Genomic DNA, 19,315 nt, shown 5'->3' with positions numbered 1-19,315 from the left:
ACTAGATGGGCACTTATACATGATGAAAGCACCCTTGCCTCTTGGTAAAACAGTGTTCGATCTCGATCGCACCGACTTGTATCAACTTCTGGGTTCCGATCCAGAGGCTTGCTTTGACGATTTGGTAGGCTTGGCCGCCAGGATGAGCGGAACTCCTATTGCTTTTTTGAGTTTGATTGATGCCTCCGGCCACTGGTTGAAGTCGCAGCTAGGTATCGATCGAACTTTGGCACACCGTTACCTGAATTTTTGCGATCGCTGCTATATCGACCAAACTCCCGCACAGTTGGGCGCGAGTTCCAACTCTAACTCGGAATTTGACCGGGACATTCCCCTACAAAAACCTGCGGTTGCGGCGGCAGATGCGATCGCACCCTTTGCAAATTCCTGCAATAAACCGCCTGCCATCATTGTCCGAGACGCTTCCACAGACGTGCGATTTGCCCAGCATCCGCTAATTGTTTCTTACCCCTTCATCAAATTTTACGCTAGCATCCCAGTCGTCACCTCAGATGGGCAGATGCTGGGCGCGATCTGTGTCATGGATTTCGTACCTAAAGGCTTGACAAAAAATACGATTGATGGTATTGAGATTTTAACTCGGCAAGTTGCGAGTTTGGTGGAGCTGCGGTGGCAATTAGTCAAAGCCAAGAAAGAGGTGGCAGAGGTAGAAGATATCGCTTCACAGGGCCAGCAAATCTCGGAGTTAGCTCGATCGAACCAGGAGTTTTTCTGGGCAGTACAGACTTCAGAGAAGGACACAAGAATATTCCCAACAAAAAAGCTGCCGGTGCTCGAAACAGGCAAATCTCAGGATTTGCGGGAAACTTCAGCGGGCATGAGGCGCGATCGCGATCCCAAACAAATTCCCGAAATAGTGACAGAGGGGCAATCAATGGCAGACTTGCTACAGGAGCGATCGCGCTTGGCAATGCTGCAAGCTAAAGTTGGTGCAGCTCTCGGACAAGGCGGGACAATACCGGCCACCCTCAACCGCTGCACCGACGCAATGGTAGACCATCTCGACGCCACAGCAGCCAGCATCTGGACGTTCAACCCGCAGATAGAGCGGTTAGAATTGCAGGCCGATTCAGGAGTCAGCAGCCAAGATTGGGAACGGCTAATAGAAGATTGGCTGCGAGAAGAAACGGGAAAACTCGAAACGGCTCCTCTGTGCTTGCTGTCGAACCCGTCCCTCTGCGCCATTGCCTATCCCCTGATTGTGGAGGAACGACTGGTGGGAGTGATGGCTGTATGCAGCAGCGCTGCTGCCACGGAGGGGGCGCTAGAAGTTCTGGGGTGGATGGCTAATGCCATTGGCGTGGCGATCGATCGTGTCAAGGCCCGAGAAGAATTGTTGAGCCGCCGGGAAAGTCTGCTGTTTGGCCTCGCCAGTCAGATGCGGAATTCTCTAGACCTCGACAAAATTTTAGATACGGCTGTTAATGAAATTCACAGCTTGTTGCAGGTTGACCAGTGCTACTTTTTGTGGTATTCAGTATCGCGGCAGGGGCAGCCGAGTTTTGCGATTACCCACGAGGCGGCAAATCCTGAACTCACAGATCTGCTCGCAGAATATCCGATCGCACAAGTAACGCTACTAGCCGAGAAAATTCGCGATCGCCAAACGCTCCGCATCGGCGACACTGCCACAGCAGCCTGCATAGATTCCGCCACGCGAGCTTTTTTAAGGGGTGTCGGGATCGTTTCTAAGCTGCTGCTGCCGCTCAAGACTCACTCCGGTCAAATGGGGGCGATAGTTTGCAATCATTACAGCAGCCGTTCCTGGGCGGCAAGCGAGGTAGAATTGCTGCAAGCGGTGGTGGATCAACTGGCGATCGCGATCGACCAAGCCGAACTTTACGCCCAAACTCGGGCGGCAGCCTTAGCAGCTCAAACTCAAGCCCGACAACTGACTGAAACTTTGCAGAGTTTGCAGCAAAAAGAAGCTCAGCTCATTCAAAACGAAAAAATGTCCTCTCTCGGTCAAATGGTTGCCGGCGTCGCCCACGAAATTAACAATCCGGTTAATTTTATTTACGGCAACTTGACTTATTGCGAGCAGTACATGAAAGATCTGCTGGCTTTGCTGCGCTTGTATCAAAAGCACTACCCCGAACCTTGCGAGGAAATTCTCGACAAAAGCGAAGAAATCGATGTGGATTTCGTAGTGCCAGATTTGCTGAAAATTCTTTCTTCGATGGAGATGGGAGCCGAACGCATCCGGCAAATTGTCCTTTCCCTGCGGAACTTCGCGCGGCACGACGAAGCCGAGAAGAAGCCGGTGGACATTCACGAAGGGATTGACAGCACGCTGCTGATTTTGCACAGCCGCTTGAAGTCAAACGGGCCAATACCGGGAATTAAGGTAATTAAAGACTACGGCGACTTGCCGAAGGTAGAATGCTATCCCGGACAGCTCAACCAAGTATTTATGAATATTTTGGGAAATGCGATCGACTCCTTGGAAAATCAGCCCGCACCCAAGACGATCGAAATCTCGACGGCGGTGGTGTCCCAAGACTCGGATCGAGGTGAGTCACGAAAGTCGATCGGTAAACTTGTGCTGATTCGGATTCGGGACAGCGGGCCGGGATTGGCCGAAAAAGCTAAATTGTGCTTGTTTGACCCTTTCTTTACCACTAAACCAGTGGGCAAAGGCACGGGACTCGGCTTGTCCATTAGCTACCAGATTGTGGTGGAAAAACACGGCGGCAGTTTGAAGTGTATCTCAGAACCCGGACAGGGAGCGGAGTTCTGGATTGAGATCCCGCTGTCTCGCCCCGCTGCTGTCAAAGAATAAACTGGCGGGCGATCGGTTTGGCAAACATTTTTTAAACTTTATTGTGAAAGTGCTTGACAGATTCTGGTGTTTGAGTGTTAATATGATAAAGGTTAAGACGTTGGGGCGTCGCCAAGTGGTAAGGCAGCTGGTTTTGGTCCAGCCATTCAGAGGTTCGAATCCTTTCGCCCCAGTTAAATAGTTTTTAATGTTTTCGATGAAAGGGCGGTTGAAACCGCATCTACACAGGCAAAACCCGCCTCCGCGGGTTGAAGAGTGGGTCGTTAAAATTACCTTATCCTCTCTTAGTCCACAGAGGCGGACATAGTTTGTATAGACGCGGTTTCAACCGTACATGCGCTCTGCTAATTGCTGGGCCCGCGAGCATTTAATCGATCGAATACGTATCGAGAAATTGCCGGAAATGCTGTTTCGTCCTTGGTATAAGCCACATCGTCTGCGAAAACGACCAAGATGTAAATCGCGCGATCGTCTAAAGTTCTGACAAAAGCCGCTTCGCTGCGGGATTTGGAAGTATAGCCAACTTTGGAACCAAAATAAATATTAGTTGGTAAAGACTCGCCGAGAAATCCTTTTATTGAGTTGCTAGGGTCATTTTTCCAGGCTTTAGGGTCTAAATCTCTCGTCAGCAAGTAAGCCATTTTGCGGCTGGCGAGACTAGAAACAGCTTGCCTAGTATAGATTTCATATATTAATCTGCCGGCTTGGTCAGTAGTTGCTTGATTGCGAATCGGCACAGAATCATCGCCCCGCAATTGCAAATCGCGACCGACAGGACCTTCTTGCCTTAAATAGTATATGGGATAATTTTTGGTGCTTATACGAATATCATTGTAGCCTGCTGACTGGAAAAATGTGTTAATTTGCCTGCGCTTTTGCAGCCATGTTTGCAACTCTTCTCCTCCGAGCCGTCCGCCGGATTTTGTATCGGTGATTTTGTCTAAAATCCTGCTGGCAGCATCGTTGTTGGAGATGCGAATCATTTGTTCTAAGTCGTTTTTAAATGCAGATTCTCTTTCCGTAATCATGCCTTTTTCTATAGCTGAGTAAAAGGCTGCCATCCAAAATAACTTGGCAACGCTAGCAGGAAATCTGAGAGTTTGATTTTGATATCCGGCGAAGGTGTGATTTTTGGGATTGCTGACATCAAACAAGCTAATTGATAGCTTATCTGCTGGTAATCCTTGGCTGGTGGCAATGTTCACAGCTTCATCAACAATCCCTTGCAATTCTTGAGAATAAACTGGATTGGGAGGTGTTTTGATGTTGTAGGTGAAGGTAGGATCGCTTTTACTATCGACTACATTTTGGGATGTTGGAATTGTCGGTGGCGAGATAGCCTCTTGAGACAATATGACGGGTGGTTCTGGGGCGCGGCGAGTTCTGAAGGGGATTGTCAGGAGCCAAAAAAACGCGATCGCCCCCGCAATTAAACACAAAATGTTGCGGTATTTGAGCCGAGACAATTTTGCCCTCAGTCGCCGGCGAGATGGCGCTGGACGATCGGTGATGAGGCGTCGGGGTTCAACTGGACGATCGCCGCTGATTTGCCGTCGAGGTTGGACTGGACGATCGCTAATTTGCCGTCGTGGCTCAACTGGACGATCGCTGATTTGCCGTCGTGGCGCGACTGGACGATCGCTAATTTGGCGTCGGGGCGCGACTGGACGATCTGTGATGACGCGTCGGGGCGCGACTGTACGATCGGTGATGAGGCGTTGGAGCCAGATTGAGATTTGGAGCCAGATTGGGCGTTGGAGCAAGATGAGGCGTTGGAGCCAGATTGAGATTTGGAGCCAGATGAGTCGTTGGAGCGAGATGAGGCGTTGGAGCCAGATTGGACGATCGCCGATCGGGCGTCGGGATTGGATAGGACGTTGGGGTTTGACTGGGCGATCGCTGCTTGCGCGTCGGGATTGGACTTGAGGCTCGCTGCTTGGGCGTCGGGGCTGGATGGGGCGTTGGGGCCCGATTGGGCTGCGTCGGCGGTCTACTTGCATTACAGTGTTTTGGTATCAAACTCGCAGGATCAGTTTATCAGGACATCGGGGTTTAAAACCCCGTCCTAAAAGGACGGCTTTAATTGTAAATCTTTGTTGCAACACCAGTCAGTTTTGTGCTAGGAGGTCTAGCATAAGAAAGGAGGTAAATGCTATGCTAGTTTTTGAGTTTAAAGCCTACGGAAATAAGAGTCAGTTTGCCGCAGTAGATGAAGCAATTCGTACAGCTCAATTTGTCCGAAATAGTTGTTTGCGCTATTGGATGGACAACCGGAAAATAGATAAGTACGACTTAAATAAATACTGTGCGGTACTGGCGCATGAATTTCCGTTTGCCGACGAACTTAACTCTCAAGCTAGACAAGCTAGCGCCGAACGAGCCTGGTCTGCTATCTCCCGATTTTACGAAAACTGTAAGAAAGGAATTCCTGGTAAAAAAGGATATCCAAAATTCCAGAAAGATTGTCGCTCAGTTGAGTATAAGTCAACTGGATGGAAACTGGCAGAAGATCGAAAGTCAATCAAGTTTACCGACAAAAAGGGAATTGGCAAGCTTAAACTAAAAGGAACGCGCGACTTACATTTCTACTCCTTCAACCAAATCAAACGGGTGAGATTGGTGAAACGGGATTCGGGCGTATACGTTCAATTCTGTATTGATGTTAACCGAAAAGAAAACATAGAACCCTCTGGAAATACCATTGGGTTAGACGTAGGACTAAAGGAATATTACACCGATTCCAACGGAGTGATGATTGAAAATCCGAGATTTCTCCGCAAAGGCGAAAAAGTCCTCAAGCGTTGTCAACGTCGTGTTTCCCGAAAAGTTAAGAGTTCAAAGAATCGAGGCAAAGCTAGACAGATTTTAGGAAAACGCCACCTCAAAATAAGTAGGCAGCGCAAAGACCATGCAATCAAACTTGCGCGGTGCGTAGTTCAGTCAAACGACTTGATAGCCTATGAAGATTTGAGGATTAAAAATATGGTGAAAAATCACTGTTTGGCTAAGTCTATTAACGATGCTTCTTGGTATCAGTTCCGGATCTGGCTTGAATATTTTGCCAAAGTATTTGGGAAAGTAACGGTTGCGGTAAATCCGCAGTATACTAGCCAAGAATGCTCTAGCTGCGGTGCAATTGTCAAGAAAACGCTATCTACTAGAACACACGTTTGTCAGTGTGGTTGTACGCTCGATAGAGATTTCAATGCAGCTAGAAATATCCTCAGGAGAGGATTAGGTACGGTAGGGCATACCGGAACCTTTGCATTAGATGCAAGCAACGCTTTGGGAGATGAGTCCTCTACTTTAACTGGAGAAATCCTGTTTAAGTAAGTCATGTCGTAGATCAAAGAATCCCGCGGTACGGCCGGGGAGTGTCAAAATAGGGCGGTGTCTAATAGAATTTTAGATTTTAGATTTTAAATTTTAGATGTGGAATAACTGATTGTATAAGGGTTTGGAACTTGCCAACAGTTGCATTATTTTTTGAAACGGGTCTACACTTTCGTCAATTTAATCTACCTGCTAGGCTGATTAAGAGTTCGAGTAATCGTAAAGATTTCAGGATAGCACTGAGTTGAAGCAAAATCCTTGGGAAAACATGAGAAATTTTTGGAGTCTGGCTGTTTTGGGATTTGCGATCGCCTGGGTGAATAATTATTTGATACCTGATGTTTGGGCATTGCAGTCTCAACCTGCTGTCGCTGTTGTCGATCGACAAACAGAAGCACGCGGCCCGGATGTAGTGGCTGAGTCGATCGCAGACAGCGAAAATCGGGAACCCAAAAATAAGCAAAGTGTTTCTAGTTTGCTCAGTCTGTTTCGGGACTTGAACAACTTACCTGAAATTCCGTATTCCCAATGGCTAGAAGTGCTGGCGAGACGACCAGACTCAGAGAATACTGCGACAGAAACCGCTATACTACCCGAAGACATAGCACGTTTTGAAAAGATTGTACAGTATGCCAAACAGGAAAATTTGCCCGATCGCCCGATCGGACAAATCATCCAGGCGATCGGCGATAACTTCCAAGGATTGCCCTACGTCGAGGGTTTGCTGGACAAATCCGGCGAAGAAAAGTTGATCGTAACGTTGAATAAATTTGATTGCGTTTTGTTTGTAGAGACGGTTTTGGCTATTTCCCGAGGCGTAGCAGTAAAAGATTACGAATATCAAAATTTTGTAAATCGCATAGAAGAACAACGGTATTTAAACGGTAAAATGAACGGCTATTGCAGCCGGCTGCACTATTTTTCAGAATGGATTAAAGACAATCAAAAACGGCAAACCGTAGAAAACATTACCGCTCAATTGGGCGGAGTGCCGATGAATAAAACACTAAATTTCATGAGCCAGCACCGCAGCAGTTACCCGCAAATGGTAAAAGATGAAGCAACTTATCAGTGCATAGTCAGCCAAGAAGCAGAATTAGCCAAAACTACGGTTAATTACATCCCGACAAATCGGATCAAAAGTGTTTATTCCCAGTTAAAGCCTGGGGATATTGTGGCGGTAGCCACGGATGTTAAAGGATTGGATGTCACCCACACAGGTTTTGTGTACAGGAATGCAGACGGGAATCTCGGCTTAATTCACGCTTCGCCGGCTGGGGCTGTGACAGTTGCTTACGACTTGCAGAGATATATTAGCAGAGTCGAAAGTGCGATCGGCATTGTAGTTGCTAGAGCAAAAACACCTAATCCAATTCGTTCGTAGTGAGGACTTCAGTCCGCATTCATGAAGGACTGAAGTCCTCACTACAAACCATATCGAAGTTTGACAAAAAATCAAATTATCTAAATTTCCGCTTCAGCCCTACCACCAAAACCCACCCCAAAGTACATCCCAAAATATAGCCAATAAAATCCTCCCACGAAAAGCCACTACCCAGAAACAAACGCCCAAATAATGTAGCGCGAATAGCTTGCAAAAAAGGAGGTTTCCACAGTTGGCTAAATTCAATGAGACAGTTAAAAATGAAAACTCCCCAGGCAATTTTAGTCGGAGAAACTTGGGGAAACATGAAAACAATTAGCAGAATCAAGAAAATTTGGTAGAGAAAATCACCAAAATAATCATTAAAAAACTCTCGCCCCGGCCCGGAATAGAATTCGCTGCTTAAACCGACAATCAAAATAGGGATGATAGTCAATAAAAGAGCAACTCGATAGTTAAAAAAGCGATGCGCGCGATTAAAAGGTGATGCCATTTTAGGTATTAATAGTAGGGTGCGTCAGTTGGCACAATTTTAGATACCCATTGAAAATCTCTGTGCCGATCCACCGTACAACTATTGACTACTCGCCAAGAATCGAACATAATATTATTCATCAAATCAGTTATTATTGAACAAGTTCGCTGCGAGATACCTTACTACTTCTAGCAGGATTTGGCGTTAATTCCGGTGGCGAAACTTGAACGCTTCCCCATTCAGTCAAAAAGCTTTTCAACAAAACCTCTTGCTGAGTGCGAAATGCCTCGACATTTGCCCCTCGATTCATAATCACAAACCACACGGTTTCTTGTTTTTGAGTGGGTAGCGCTCCGCCCAAAGCGCTAACATTATCCAACGTGCCAGATTTGACTACTGCTAACTTTGGTAGCGCCCGTTCTGATAGTATTCCTTTATCTTTGCCAACTACTGTTAAGACATCAGCAACTGTCATGTTGTAAGGTTGCAGGTAGCGTTCTAAAGCTATAAATAACCCGCAGGCCGCTCTAGGAGAAATGCGATTGTCGTCGCTCAATCCGGAACCGTTGACGAGTTGAATTTCTGCGGGAGGAACTCCAGTTGCTGCTGCTGCTTTTTGCGCGACTGTTTTGGCGCCACCAACAGTATCAGCTAGCATATCTGCCATGAGATTGTTGCTGTACTGATTCATTTTTTTGATAAGTTCGGCGAGGGGTAAAGAATAATGTTTGGCTAAGGGTACGGCGCTGGGACGTGCTGGCAAAACTTTGACAGTACCATCAATTACTATTTGGGGTTTCGGTGTATTGGGAGGAAGTGTTTGATACTGGGCTGCGGCTTCGCCCGGCCAGATTTCACTGTTCAATGCTTGTTTGAGCAATTCTCCTGATTTAAGGGGATTTAATTCAAAGTTCATGTAAAATTTACCGACAATAATTAAAGTGCCAGTGACTCGTTTGATGCCTTTTTTATTTAAGATGTTACCGAGGGCGATCGCCTCTTCCCACACAAACAACGGATCTTCGCTGCCCTCAATCACTAAATCGCCTTTTAATACACCGTCTTTGATGGTGCCGTTGGTACTAATTTCGGTGATAAATTGATGTTCCGGCCCAAATTGTTGCAGCGCTACCAGAGATGTTGCTACTTTGGTAATGGAAGCGGCTGACAGAGGAACTGTACCTTGATGATTGGCGAGTAATGTATTGCCCGATTGCATCCAGATGCCTTGGTCTTCTTTGGCAGAACCTTGGGCCGTCAATGCGTTGAGATATTGCTGGATTTTGGTATTTGTGGCGGTTTCGGGATTGTTGAGAGAGACTGTTAACGGCTGATTTGGTTTAACTGGCGGCGGGGAAGATTCGGCTACAGGAGAGGGAGTTGCAAGTTGGGGTGATTCGGTAGCGGCGCATCCGGTGATAATTGTGAGAAGGGCGATCGAGCTTACAGCACTCAAGTAGCGATTTTTCAGCATTACCTTAATCTTTTCCATCAAATTTACCATCATCTTTCGGCATACCCGATGGAAAGTTTAGCATTAGTCCGCGCGTCTTCCTTCTGGGATCTTTCTTCGCGAACTTAGCGTCTTCTTGCTTTCTTTAAATATAGATATCTTGGAAATGCTTCGGGATTTGATCTTCAGCGCCTGGGGTTCTCACCCCAGGCCGATCGCAATCGCAAATTCTCGGTAAACTGGTTTATCCAGCCATACTGCCCATACTCCCCATACTCAGGGGCACCATTTCGCCGTGCATCGTCAGGCCTAATAACATCGGCTCATTAACTCGAATCAACTCTCCTGTAAGGGCGCAGCGTTCCTCCTGCTGTGCTGTGGCGTTAATGCTGGCTCGAATATCCGATCGACAAAACATCTGACGATACTCTCCAGACTTCTGCTGGACGTAATTCCAGAGCAAATCTCGAATCAAAGCTTGATAGCCTTGATTGCCAGCGAGCTCTTTGAGTCTCTCCTTGAGCTCTCTTTCCAATCGAATGCTGGTGACTTCCATTTCGGTGGTTGAGGTTCTAGGTAGGGTATGCATAATTTTTCTCCGTGACGGGTGGACATATCTGTAATATCAGTGTAGTATGTTTAAAGCTAGATTTAAAGGTCTCAGATCACTTTCTGCCTACTGTGAAATTTTTCCCCACCTACTCTACTTATCAACTCAAGTGCGATCGCCCCAGGGGTCGCGCTGAGTCCTCACGGCAAGTCTTTATGACAGGTTTGCTAACCCCTACAGCGACCTCGTGGGCTGGGACAAGCCCAATTAAACCCGGTTATAGTGGATTAGGACTAATTTCAGAAATTAATTACAACGAGGTAGACCGGGACGGTCTGGGAGTGGCACGGCCACACCATAAAGATAGGCGAAGCGGGAGGTACAGCTAACGACTGTACCAACATAAGATGAAAATTTGCATGAAAGCAGTTTTTCTAGCCCCCGCTTCACTCGTAAGAGAAGCGGGGGCATTTGATTGGAGATTGGAGCAATTTGGCAAGGCTTGGGGAACTCGCAAAAACTAGATGTAGCCAATGCTGGGAAGCATTCCAAATCTAAAATCTCAAATCTAAAATCTCAAATCTAAAATCCAAATGAGGAGGAGCAAGCCGTGACCGTAGTAACTGATGTATTGAGGCAATCTGTTGTGGTATTTTCTCAAAATTACCTACCGATGAGCCGTGTCAACATCAAACGGGCGATCGTACTTTTGGTAACAGGCAAGGCTGAACCTCTGGATTTTAGCATCGGCAATGGCTATCTAGTGCGATCGCCCAGCACCAGCATCCACGTACCCGAACAAATCCGCTTAACTTTTGGCAACAGGGAGCGTGTTTGGAAAGTACCACCGGTCAATCGCCGGGAAGTGTTGCGCCGAGATGCCCATGCTTGCCAATACTGTGGCAACAACAGGCATTTGACGCTGGATCACGTGATGCCTCGATCGAAGGGCGGGTCGCATACTTGGGACAACGTAGTGACGGCTTGCGAACGGTGCAACTCTCGTAAGGGCGATCGAACTCCCATAGAAGCTGGAATGTCTCTGCGAACCAAGCCGAAGGCTCCCATTCACCCCACTGTTGCTTTTGCCGAAATGTTTTGGCACGAATACCAAATTGGGGAATAGGGAATGGGGCATGGGGAATGGGGCATGGGGAATAGGGCATGGGGCATGGGGCATGGGTAATAGTTAGTGGTTTTTCTAATAACCAATTCCCTATTTGACCAATTCCCTATTTGACCAATTCCCAATTCCCAATTCCCAATTCCCAATTCCCAATTCCCGATTCCCAATTCCCGATTCCCAATGCCCAATTCCCAATTCCCAATTTTCAATTTTCAATTCCAAATTTAAGGCTGTCAATATGCTGAAGTTGACTTACACTGAAACGGGCTTTAACCTAGAGCGTTTGGCTCAATCTCCCGAACAGTTAGTGGCGCTGCGAGTTGTGCTGGCTATGCGAGTTGGTCAAAGCATCAGCGTCGAACCGAGCACTGCGGCATTTTTGCTGCCCGCGAATTTGCCGGCGCTTTCTCTGTTGGAATCTGAGGCCCGCCGAGATGATACCGATTCGATCGACCTTTGTGTTGCTGATGCTGATTTTGTCGAAGTGACCCTGCGCGGTACGTGGATTGGAGGGGCATCTGAAGGCGCTGATGGGGTGTTTGCGACGGTTTTGAGCGATCGGGCGGAGCGGTTGTTGCTCGGACTCTGGCTCGAAACTCAGGCTGCTGCCGAGGTTGTCGGGGAAGTCGGCGATTAAGATCCGATCGAGAAAGTTCGGCAGGGAGCATCTCGGCGCCAGCTTTGATAGCAGTGCGAGCGTCCCCGCTCGCGAGTGATAAAATACGCGAGCGGGGACGCTCGCACTGCTGTAAAAAAAATGCTTTTTGCAATCAGATGCTTTCTCCATCCCCCACTCTCGTTAAGGCGTGTAAATGATGTTGAAGTAAATGCCATTATCTTGCAGGTTGTTGCCTTTATCGGTAATTCTCACCAAAGGAAAAGCATAATCTACACGCAAGTTCACCCGCCGTATCGGTTCCCAGATTACCCCCAAACCCATACCTGCTAAAAATGTCTGATTGGTTAATTTATTAGGATTATTGGGAGCGTTCCACACCGTACCCGCATCCAAAAAAGGAGCTAATTGAAGTTTGGGATTTCCCGAAGCATCCCGCTGCAAAGTAATCCGATCCTCGATCGACAGTCGGAAGCCGTTATCGCCAGAACGCACATTTTGGCGGTAGCCGCGCAGAGATTGCCCGCCGCCAATTACAAATTGCTGCGAAGGTAACAAACTATTAGCAGAAAGTTGTAAGTCTGACTGCAAAATTAATAAATGTTTATCATTTAATCGCTGTACTCGCTGCACTTGACCCAGCCAACTCAAAAATTGTCCGTCAGGGACAGAACCTTCATTTTGAGTAGCATCAAACAAGCTTGTGCCGATCGTAAATTGCGATCGCAAAGCCCAAGCACCCTGGGGATCCCGCCGAATGTAGTCCTGTCCCAGCTTGATCGCAGTGGTAGTCGTGACACCATTGGAGTCAGGGCCCGAGCCAAATGGAGTCGGTACACCGGCGACAAAAGTTCTGCCTTTCTGATAAGTAAGACCGGCAGATAAGGCAAATTCTTCGATCGGCGTTCTCCGCAGCGGCTGGCGGTAACTAACTTCAAATAAATGCGATTTTCCCGAAATGTCAAAAGCATCAAAAGGTTCTTGTACTATACTGTTGCGGTTCGGCGCTGCCCTCAATTGCAACGTGCCGTTCATCGCATTTAGCGGCAAGCGATAGCTGAAATCGAAGACATCTGAATCGCCGAGCGATCGATAATAAGCACCCGCAAGTTCATCGCCATTTCCTGTGAGATTGCGGTGCCGCAAACTAACACCCAATCTTTCAGAACCGACGCTGGGAGGCGAATAATTGTCAATGCTGAAACTAGATTGAAATGGATTAGCTTCCGTAACTCTGACGATCAGAATGCTCTCTCCTTCATTATCCCCAGCCCGCAGGCTGGCTTCAACATTGTCAAATAAAGGATCGACTCGCAGCAGCCGGAGTTGGTTTTCTAATGAAGCTGTACTTAAAGGCATTCGGGCACCGAGTCGAATCCGGCTGCGGATGTAACTTGGATGCAATCTTTTAGCTCCTTCTACCTCAATTCGGGTCAGCTTGCCTTCGATAACTTGAATTTTGACTACTCCTGCGGTGATAGTTTGGGGCGGCAAGACGGCTCTCGAAGTGATGTAGCCGCGATTGAGGTAAATTTCGGTAATTTTGTCGGCGATTTGTTTGAGCTGTTCTAGCGTGGTAGAACGGCCCTCTAACGGCTTGACTAAGGCATTAATTTCGTCTTGGCTTAAAATTGTGCTGCCAACTACTTGAATTTTCTCCACCTGAATTACCTGATTCGGCAGCGGCAGGGGAACTGGGGACGGGCGCTCCGGTGCAACTGGTTGCGGTATTTGAGGAGGTTCTGGGGAAGGCTGCGGGGCCGGTTGCAAAAATCGATCGCGATTTGGATCTGGCTGAGTCGGTGGCGGGGGCAGGTTTGGAGGGGTATTTTGTGGGTTTTGGGCTAAAACATTGCTATGTAGCTGGTTAGGGAATATCGGTTCGCTGTCAACTAGATTTTGTGCTTCGGGTTCCGGGTGGGCATCACAACCAGTTTCATTAATTGTGGAACAGCGATCGGCCTGGTTGTCAAGAGGGTTGTTTTCGGCAAAATCCGGCAGTTGATTGAAGTTAGTTGCAGTTTCATCCTGCTTGATTTCGAGTTTTTGCAGTGCTAATACTCCGTTGGCCGGATCTGCTAAGTTGTCAGCGGCGGCGGGCAACTGAGAAATATCGTCCGTTTGGGATATAGCTTGATGGGCATCAAAGCAAGCAATGGGGAGCGCAGTTAGAAGTGAAATCCCCAACCGAAATATTGCAATATTTGCTCTCGGGCGCATAATTAATATTTTTGTAAAATAATTTTGCTTGCTGCTTGACTATGCAAGTTTACCATTTAGTATTGGGCGCAATTTGAACATAAAATTTTCAATAGTCCGGCTTTCCAGAGACAAGGGGACTGGGAGCATCTCAATTTTGCTATCGAAGTCGATCGATCTTTTAGATTTTAGATTTTAGATTTTAGATTTGGGGGATTGGGGGATTTAGTCGCGAGGATCGGGACTCTAGTAGCATCTGAAGTGCAGTCGCTTCAATAAAAATGCCCAGTTGCAACCTCCCAGATCCTCCTAGCGAATCCTTATGCTGGTCAGCGCAAAAATTTTAATTTATTGAGGACGATCGACCAAAAAACCCGAGACAGGCAAAAATCATCTGTGGCGCTGCCAAATACCGCGCGCGATCGCCACGGGTTTTTGGTACTTGCTGCACAAGTCGAATTATTTTTTGGCGATGGGTGTTAACTGACTGGGGATTAATGGTTCTCGGGCAATTTTGCCGAGTTCGACTGCACTCAACACTTCTGACCACTCGAACGCTAAACTGGCATCGCTGGGAGACTCCACGCGCAATTGAGCTAGAGCTGCCAGGTACTCGTACCAGAGACCTTGTTTGCCGAAGATGCTCAGCTTGGCGCGACCCTCGGGCGATCGATCCAACTCTGTTTTCAAGGTTGGGGCCACTGCGATGCGGTTTATCCACCCCGAAACGAGAACCTCATCTCTATAGTTTTTTGGGTTGCATTTGATAGTAAAGTACCATTGATAGTTTTTGCCAACTTCCAGGGCTGGCGAGTTGCCGTCGGAGCCGAGGTTGATGCTAACGATACCAGGACGGCTCGTTACCATCCGAAAACTTTTTTTGTATACCGTTTTGTCGCTTTCGTCTGCTAACTCAAACTGAACTGTTTTGTCGATGGCTACGGGAACGTAGTAGAAAAATGTCGGCTTTGGTGATATTGTTTGCCCCATAGTTGATTGGGGAATCAAGGCAGTTAAGGCATTTGTGGCAGTGCATTCTAAGCCGCGGGTTCCTCCCCCTTCCCGTCTTCCGGGTACTCCCTGCTCCGGCGGTTGAAAGTTATTCCACGTGCCTCCCAATTGCTGGTTGTTCGGTCTGCTTCCAGTTAGTTCCGGGGGTTGAACTGTTTGCCAGTTGAGTGGTAGCTGCGGTTGTGAGGGGCGGCGGACATTGTTACCGGGGCTGTTGAGAGCAAGAGCTGGTATTAAACTACCAACGGCAACTCCCTCTAGAGACAGAATTAAGGAAAGAGCACCGATGTTTAGAGCAGACTTCCAAGCCATGACGAACCTGCCTTCTAATGAACCTAGGAACTTAAACACACGATTTTATTCTACCCAAGGTTTTGACTGATCTAGTAATCTGTTGTACTTAATTTATATCTTCCAACAGATACGATTAGTTTGGCCCTTCTGAGCAAGATGGAATTCTGTGTCGCGTTTTTCAGTGGTAGCTTGGTAGTTATACTTACTTGCCTGCACGACAGCAGGTTGGGTTGAGCTTGTCAAAGCCAATGTTCAGAAAGACTAATATTCCGGTTTTTTTACTGCGATCGCAGGCTAAAAAGCGTCTTTTCGTAAAAAAACCGGTTGATGCGTCAGTTCAGGATATCAGGAACCTCGGCAATTTTGCTGATGAGCCTAAAGCGATCGGCTACAAGTGAGCAAATTAAGTTTTCTGTACAATACAATAGCGGCAAAAAAATTTAGCATGAATCTCGATTCACCTGTTCTCTCGGACAAACAGCCTTCGGGGCTGCGGATGGTAAGACCGATCGGGGTCTTGGCGCTGCACGGCATTACTTTTTTAGGAAATAGGTTATTCGCGGTCGATCGCACCGAAGGGCTACTATTGGAGATCGATCGAGAAACTGACAACACTACTGTTTTGAATCCTCATCAAACGGCTAAGTTTGCAGGCGCAACCGGGCTGGCGATTTGGGAAGATACTCTCTGGTTTTCGCGAGATGAGGATATTTGTTGCTGTCCGGGCGCAATTCGGGATGGGGCAATCGCTGAACTCAAACCGGAACATTTTGTTTCCCTTTCTTATCCCGCTGACGGGATTGCAGTTTGGAAATCTACGCTGTATGTGACTTGCCAGAGATTGGGCTATATTCTGGTTTTTGATGTAAAAACTGGTCGGGAAATTACTCGGTTTTATGCTCCCGGTATTGGGATAGAAAATATCACTGTCCGGGATGAGGAACTCTGGGTTTGCGACAAGACTGAGCAAACTGTTTACTGTTTGGAACGGGCAACTGGGGAGATTAAATTTAGCGTTTTGACTCCCTTTGAATGGCCTTCGGGTTTGGCTTTTCACAAAGATTCCCAGACGGGCGAAGAGGTTCTGTATGTGGCTTATGCCGGGGATGAACTTTATATTCGGGACGATCCGAATTCGGAAGATCCTTTTCAGTTGACGAAGCGCGATCGCACTTTTGTTCACCCTTTATCTTTTCACTACAATGAAGCCGAACGCTTCGCTCTGTCAAATGGTTTTTTGATGGAAATGTCCTATGTGGAGGAACTTTCTCCCCTGGATGAGGTAGAAATCGATAATTTGGAGTGGCGGATTGCTTTACCTTCGGACACTCACCGACAAAAGGTCAGGAAAATTACGCCGATTGGGATGCCTTTTACTGAGGAAATTCAGGAAGGGGAACGGGTGGCGGTGTTTAAGTTCGATCGCCTCCAGAAGGGGGAACGGCGAGTTTTTGGCTGGAAGGCGTTGTTAGAAGTGCGATCGATTAAGTATCAGTTGTCACCTCGGAATGTAGAAAAGATACCGCAACTATCGCCGGAGTTTGCAGCGAAGTATTTGGTGGACAATGATAATTTGGCGATGGATACGGAGATTGTGCGATCGGCTGCGGTGGCCTCCATTGGCACAGAAACTAATATTCTGAGGAAGTTACTGAGCATTCGCAATTTTGTTTACGACCAACTTTCTTACGGGATTAGACCTCACATTGACACTCCCGATATTGTACTGCGTCGCGGCGTCGGTTCTTGCGGCGAGTATGTGGGGTTGTTGTTGGCTTTGGCAAGGTTGAACGGAATTGCTTGTCGCACAATTGGGCGTTATAAGTGTCCGGCTTTTGCTGACAGAAAAGGTTTGCCGCTGGAACCCGATTTCAATCACGTTTGGCTGGAGTTTTACATTCCAGGTTTTGGCTGGGTGCCGATGGAATCTAATCCTGATGACATTCAAGACAGAGGCCCTTATCCTTTGCGGTTTTTTATGGGTTTAGCTTGGTATCACGTGGAAATTGGCAAGGGAATTCGCTTCCAAAGTCTCACCAGCGGGGGTCTGCCTTTGAAGAAGGAGGATGTTTCCGTGGGAAGTCTGGCCATTAATCATGTCCGGTTTACAATTTTGGAAGAGTTGTTTTAAGGAAGAGTTGACTGTTGACTGTTGACTGTTGACTGTTGACTGTTGACTGTTGGCAGTTGGCAGTTGATAGTTGACAGAGGGAAGACTCGGAGTATCTCACTTTTGTAAAAAAGCAATTTCTTTACAGTGCGAGCGTCCCCGCTCGCGAGTGTTAGATAGATCGTAGATCGCGAGTTCTTGAAGTGGTCGCACTATAAAATCAAAACTGAGATGCTTCCGGGAAGATTTTTCTCATCTCCCCCTCTCGGACTCTCCAAGTCTCCCTCTCACCCAATTCAAAACACGTCCGGTACAATAACCGTTATCAGGTTTGTAGTGAGGACTTTAGTCCGCAGAGTTTGATGAAGATTTCCATTCCTTGCTACAAACTAATTTTATTGGGGTTGTGCGATCGCACATAATCTCAAGTCTAAATCTCAAGTATAAGGCAAGCAGGAGGGGTTGTGGAATTTTCGATTGCTAATTTGCTGGTTTTGGTAGCCTTTGTGCTGTTGCTGACAGTGACTGGCGGGGTCGCTTATTTGACAGCAGTTGAATGGCGCGATCGCAGGCGCTTAGATAACGCCAAGCGTAAAAAATAGTCGCTATTTGCTGTTGACAAATTGCATTTTTCATGATAGTAAACAAGGCAACCCAAATAGGTCGCCTTTAGAGGTTTGTAGTGAGGACTTTAGTCCGCAGAAATTGATGCGGACTGAAGTCCTCACTACAAACCTATTTGATTTAGTAGGATTCACGGGCGGGACACCCGCGCCACAATCAACACACTTGAAGTCATTGGTTATTGGTTGTTGGTTATTGGTTATTGGTTATTGGTTATTGGTTATTGGTTATTGGTTGTGCATTTAAATTGTATCTTTAGGGCGGGCAAGATGCCCGCCCCACAAAAGTTTAACTTTATTCGGACGTGCAATTTAAATGCCTCGGAGCTGATTTGTCCTATGTTTCTTGTTAGTTGTTCGTTCTAATAACCAATAACCAGTAACTCATGCCCTATGCCCTATGCCCTATGCCCCATGCCCTATGCCCTAGTCAATTATCCACGCGCGAATCAGTTCGTTTACCTCTTCTGGTACTTCGTCGTGGGGACAGTGACCGGCTTTGATAAAGTGTTCTGTCAACTGCGGATAATGTTCGCGGAATTTGGCGCTTCTGTTGGTAGAATTCATCCACGGATCGCCCTCTCCCCACAGCATTAGCAGCGGGCAATTTAATTGACTCAACAATACGTCGATTTTTTCACCTTGGGGTGTTCGGAAGACGGAGGCGAATACTTTGGGTGCACCCCGATCGCACGAGGGTTGGTAAATTTCTTCTACTAATTGGTCTGTGACGGCGCTTTGGTCGAGATAAACTTTTTGTAGGGTTTTCCGAATTGTCGATCGCCCTCGTACGTATTGGAACAGCAGAAAACTTGCCCAATCTTGCTGGAATAAGGTTTTAGCTACGGTAGATATGGCTTTTTGCAAGGGCGGGGCTTCGGGTGCGGGCTGAGGTTCGCTGAAGGGGCCGGCGCTGTTGATTAAGATGAGTCCGGTGGCTGATTCGGGACGCTGGGCTGCTACGCACAAGGCTGCGTAGCCTCCGAGGGAGTTGCCGGCTAGTACGGCGGGCCGGCCGATGACGTTGGTGATGAAGTCGTGGAGTTGGTCGCGCCAGAGCTCGCCGCTGTACTGGATTTCGGGTTTTGCCGATCGCCCGAATCCGATCAGGTCGATCGCCCACACTTCAAATTCTTTGCTCAGCCCGCTGATATTTTTGCGCCAGTGGTCTGTGGATGCTCCAAAACCGTGAATTAACAGCAGGGGAGGGCGTTCGAGATGTCGATCGCTCGACCGCACATAGTATACTGAATGGCCCCGCCATTGCCAGTATGTGCCTGGAATGGGGGTTGCAGTGATGGCTGGGGTTGTTTGCATAATGTAAAGAAATAAGTATTT

General features: G+C 47.5%; 19 protein-coding genes and 1 tRNA gene. 12 read left to right on the top strand and 8 right to left on the bottom strand.

All coding sequences use genetic code 11. The features are described from left to right. The first annotated feature begins 19 nt into the window (after positions 1 to 19). Both JGK14_RS14105 and JGK14_RS14100 read left to right on the top strand, forming a co-directional pair. Positions 20 to 2,803: a GAF domain-containing sensor histidine kinase gene (locus JGK14_RS14105; protein WP_293181605.1), complete on the top strand. Its 2,784-nt coding sequence runs from the start codon at positions 20 to 22 to the stop codon at positions 2,801 to 2,803. Positions 2,804 to 2,904: 101 nt separating this feature from the next. Then, positions 2,905 to 2,976: transfer RNA gene (locus JGK14_RS14100), tRNA-Gln, on the top strand. A 171-nt stretch (positions 2,977 to 3,147) separates the two neighbouring features. On the opposite strand, the gene JGK14_RS14095 is transcribed toward JGK14_RS14100, so the two are convergent. Continuing rightward, the gene (locus tag JGK14_RS14095; protein WP_325315197.1) at positions 3,148 to 4,269 is read right to left on the bottom strand and encodes a serine hydrolase; all 1,122 of its coding nucleotides are present in this window, start codon (positions 4,267 to 4,269) and stop codon (positions 3,148 to 3,150) included. An 81-nt stretch (positions 4,270 to 4,350) separates the two neighbouring features. On the opposite strand from JGK14_RS14095, the gene JGK14_RS14090 reads away from it, so the two are divergent. From JGK14_RS14090 to JGK14_RS14075, 4 genes are all read left to right on the top strand, one after another. Further along, a complete protein-coding gene (locus JGK14_RS14090; protein ID WP_293210822.1) occupies positions 4,351 to 4,536 on the top strand; it encodes a hypothetical protein in 186 nt (61 codons plus the stop codon). A 57-nt stretch (positions 4,537 to 4,593) separates the two neighbouring features. Next, positions 4,594 to 4,872, top strand: a complete 279-nt coding sequence (locus JGK14_RS14085) for a hypothetical protein (protein ID WP_293210824.1) — start codon at positions 4,594 to 4,596, stop codon at positions 4,870 to 4,872. Between the two features lie 85 nt (positions 4,873 to 4,957). After that, positions 4,958 to 6,136 (top strand): RNA-guided endonuclease InsQ/TnpB family protein, encoded by a 1,179-nt coding sequence (locus tag JGK14_RS14080; protein WP_293205213.1) that lies wholly within the window; start codon positions 4,958 to 4,960, stop codon positions 6,134 to 6,136. Positions 6,137 to 6,404: 268 nt separating this feature from the next. Next, positions 6,405 to 7,520, top strand: a complete 1,116-nt coding sequence (locus JGK14_RS14075) for an N-acetylmuramoyl-L-alanine amidase-like domain-containing protein (RefSeq protein WP_293181596.1) — start codon at positions 6,405 to 6,407, stop codon at positions 7,518 to 7,520. A gap of 76 nt (positions 7,521 to 7,596) precedes the next feature. Here JGK14_RS14075 and JGK14_RS14070 read toward each other — a convergent pair whose 3' ends face one another. The 3 genes from JGK14_RS14070 to JGK14_RS14060 all read right to left on the bottom strand — a co-directional run bounded on the left by JGK14_RS14070 (position 7,597) and on the right by JGK14_RS14060 (position 10,037). After that, entirely contained in the window at positions 7,597 to 8,013 is a 417-nt protein-coding gene (locus tag JGK14_RS14070; protein WP_293277075.1) for a ribosomal maturation YjgA family protein, read from the bottom strand. 133 nt (positions 8,014 to 8,146) lie between these two features. Beyond that, entirely contained in the window at positions 8,147 to 9,502 is a 1,356-nt protein-coding gene (locus JGK14_RS14065; RefSeq protein ID WP_325315196.1) for a D-alanyl-D-alanine carboxypeptidase, read from the bottom strand. Between the two features lie 190 nt (positions 9,503 to 9,692). Beyond that, positions 9,693 to 10,037 (bottom strand): ribbon-helix-helix domain-containing protein, encoded by a 345-nt coding sequence (locus tag JGK14_RS14060; protein ID WP_293181586.1) that lies wholly within the window; start codon positions 10,035 to 10,037, stop codon positions 9,693 to 9,695. A 571-nt stretch (positions 10,038 to 10,608) separates the two neighbouring features. On the opposite strand from JGK14_RS14060, the gene JGK14_RS14055 reads away from it, so the two are divergent. Further along, positions 10,609 to 11,124: an HNH endonuclease gene (locus tag JGK14_RS14055; protein WP_293190189.1), complete on the top strand. Its 516-nt coding sequence runs from the start codon at positions 10,609 to 10,611 to the stop codon at positions 11,122 to 11,124. A gap of 90 nt (positions 11,125 to 11,214) precedes the next feature. On the opposite strand, the gene JGK14_RS14050 is transcribed toward JGK14_RS14055, so the two are convergent. Further along, positions 11,215 to 11,361 carry a hypothetical protein gene (locus JGK14_RS14050; protein WP_293202945.1) on the bottom strand — a complete coding sequence of 49 codons (147 nt, stop codon included), beginning with the start codon at positions 11,359 to 11,361 and terminating at the stop codon, positions 11,215 to 11,217. A gap of 1 nt (position 11,362) precedes the next feature. Between JGK14_RS14050 and JGK14_RS14045 the strand changes: the two genes are divergently transcribed. Beyond that, positions 11,363 to 11,761 (top strand): alr0857 family protein, encoded by a 399-nt coding sequence (locus JGK14_RS14045; protein ID WP_293218977.1) that lies wholly within the window; start codon positions 11,363 to 11,365, stop codon positions 11,759 to 11,761. Positions 11,762 to 11,923: 162 nt separating this feature from the next. On the opposite strand, the gene JGK14_RS14040 is transcribed toward JGK14_RS14045, so the two are convergent. Both JGK14_RS14040 and JGK14_RS14035 read right to left on the bottom strand, forming a co-directional pair. After that, positions 11,924 to 13,960: a ShlB/FhaC/HecB family hemolysin secretion/activation protein gene (locus JGK14_RS14040; protein ID WP_293210830.1), complete on the bottom strand. Its 2,037-nt coding sequence runs from the start codon at positions 13,958 to 13,960 to the stop codon at positions 11,924 to 11,926. A gap of 438 nt (positions 13,961 to 14,398) precedes the next feature. Then, positions 14,399 to 15,262 carry a DUF928 domain-containing protein gene (locus JGK14_RS14035; RefSeq protein ID WP_293223962.1) on the bottom strand — a complete coding sequence of 288 codons (864 nt, stop codon included), beginning with the start codon at positions 15,260 to 15,262 and terminating at the stop codon, positions 14,399 to 14,401. A gap of 230 nt (positions 15,263 to 15,492) precedes the next feature. On the opposite strand from JGK14_RS14035, the gene JGK14_RS14030 reads away from it, so the two are divergent. The 4 genes from JGK14_RS14030 to JGK14_RS34050 all read left to right on the top strand — a co-directional run bounded on the left by JGK14_RS14030 (position 15,493) and on the right by JGK14_RS34050 (position 18,343). Continuing rightward, on the top strand, positions 15,493 to 15,642 hold the full coding sequence (locus JGK14_RS14030) for a hypothetical protein (RefSeq protein WP_293181571.1): 150 nt from the start codon (positions 15,493 to 15,495) through the stop codon (positions 15,640 to 15,642). Positions 15,643 to 15,689: 47 nt separating this feature from the next. Next, positions 15,690 to 17,375 carry a transglutaminase domain-containing protein gene (locus JGK14_RS14025; protein WP_293196752.1) on the top strand — a complete coding sequence of 562 codons (1,686 nt, stop codon included), beginning with the start codon at positions 15,690 to 15,692 and terminating at the stop codon, positions 17,373 to 17,375. Positions 17,376 to 17,818: 443 nt separating this feature from the next. Next, complete coding sequence (locus tag JGK14_RS14020) at positions 17,819 to 17,956, top strand: hypothetical protein (protein ID WP_293147539.1); 138 nt, start codon at positions 17,819 to 17,821, stop codon at positions 17,954 to 17,956. 150 nt (positions 17,957 to 18,106) lie between these two features. After that, entirely contained in the window at positions 18,107 to 18,343 is a 237-nt protein-coding gene (locus JGK14_RS34050) for a hypothetical protein (protein WP_442921451.1), read from the top strand. Positions 18,344 to 18,403: 60 nt separating this feature from the next. On the opposite strand, the gene JGK14_RS14015 is transcribed toward JGK14_RS34050, so the two are convergent. After that, on the bottom strand, positions 18,404 to 19,294 hold the full coding sequence (locus JGK14_RS14015) for an alpha/beta fold hydrolase (RefSeq protein ID WP_293181566.1): 891 nt from the start codon (positions 19,292 to 19,294) through the stop codon (positions 18,404 to 18,406). Positions 19,295 to 19,315 lie beyond the last annotated feature (21 nt).

This window comes from Microcoleus sp. PH2017_28_MFU_U_A, assembly GCF_020738035.1.
In the GTDB taxonomy this organism is placed as follows: domain Bacteria; phylum Cyanobacteriota; class Cyanobacteriia; order Cyanobacteriales; family Microcoleaceae; genus Microcoleus.
The sequence above is the reverse complement of the archived record's forward strand: the minus strand, read 5'-3'. Positions and strand labels throughout refer to the sequence as shown.

What these genes read in the sequence shown, in the direction of transcription:
- JGK14_RS14065 (WP_325315196.1), bottom strand. Translation starts at nt 9,502, where the DNA reads ATGATGGTAAATTTGATGGAAAAGATTAAGGTAATGCTGAAAAATCGC.
- JGK14_RS14060 (WP_293181586.1), bottom strand. Translation starts at nt 10,037, where the DNA reads ATGCATACCCTACCTAGAACCTCAACCACCGAAATGGAAGTCACCAGC.
- JGK14_RS14105 (WP_293181605.1), top strand. Translation starts at nt 20, where the DNA reads ATGATGAAAGCACCCTTGCCTCTTGGTAAAACAGTGTTCGATCTCGAT.
- JGK14_RS14015 (WP_293181566.1), bottom strand. Translation starts at nt 19,294, where the DNA reads ATGCAAACAACCCCAGCCATCACTGCAACCCCCATTCCAGGCACATAC.
- JGK14_RS14080 (WP_293205213.1), top strand. Translation starts at nt 4,958, where the DNA reads ATGCTAGTTTTTGAGTTTAAAGCCTACGGAAATAAGAGTCAGTTTGCC.
- JGK14_RS14040 (WP_293210830.1), bottom strand. Translation starts at nt 13,960, where the DNA reads ATGCGCCCGAGAGCAAATATTGCAATATTTCGGTTGGGGATTTCACTT.
- JGK14_RS14045 (WP_293218977.1), top strand. Translation starts at nt 11,363, where the DNA reads ATGCTGAAGTTGACTTACACTGAAACGGGCTTTAACCTAGAGCGTTTG.
- JGK14_RS14075 (WP_293181596.1), top strand. Translation starts at nt 6,405, where the DNA reads ATGAGAAATTTTTGGAGTCTGGCTGTTTTGGGATTTGCGATCGCCTGG.
- JGK14_RS14025 (WP_293196752.1), top strand. Translation starts at nt 15,690, where the DNA reads ATGAATCTCGATTCACCTGTTCTCTCGGACAAACAGCCTTCGGGGCTG.
- JGK14_RS14035 (WP_293223962.1), bottom strand. Translation starts at nt 15,262, where the DNA reads ATGGCTTGGAAGTCTGCTCTAAACATCGGTGCTCTTTCCTTAATTCTG.
- JGK14_RS14070 (WP_293277075.1), bottom strand. Translation starts at nt 8,013, where the DNA reads ATGGCATCACCTTTTAATCGCGCGCATCGCTTTTTTAACTATCGAGTT.
- JGK14_RS14030 (WP_293181571.1), top strand. Translation starts at nt 15,493, where the DNA reads ATGTTCAGAAAGACTAATATTCCGGTTTTTTTACTGCGATCGCAGGCT.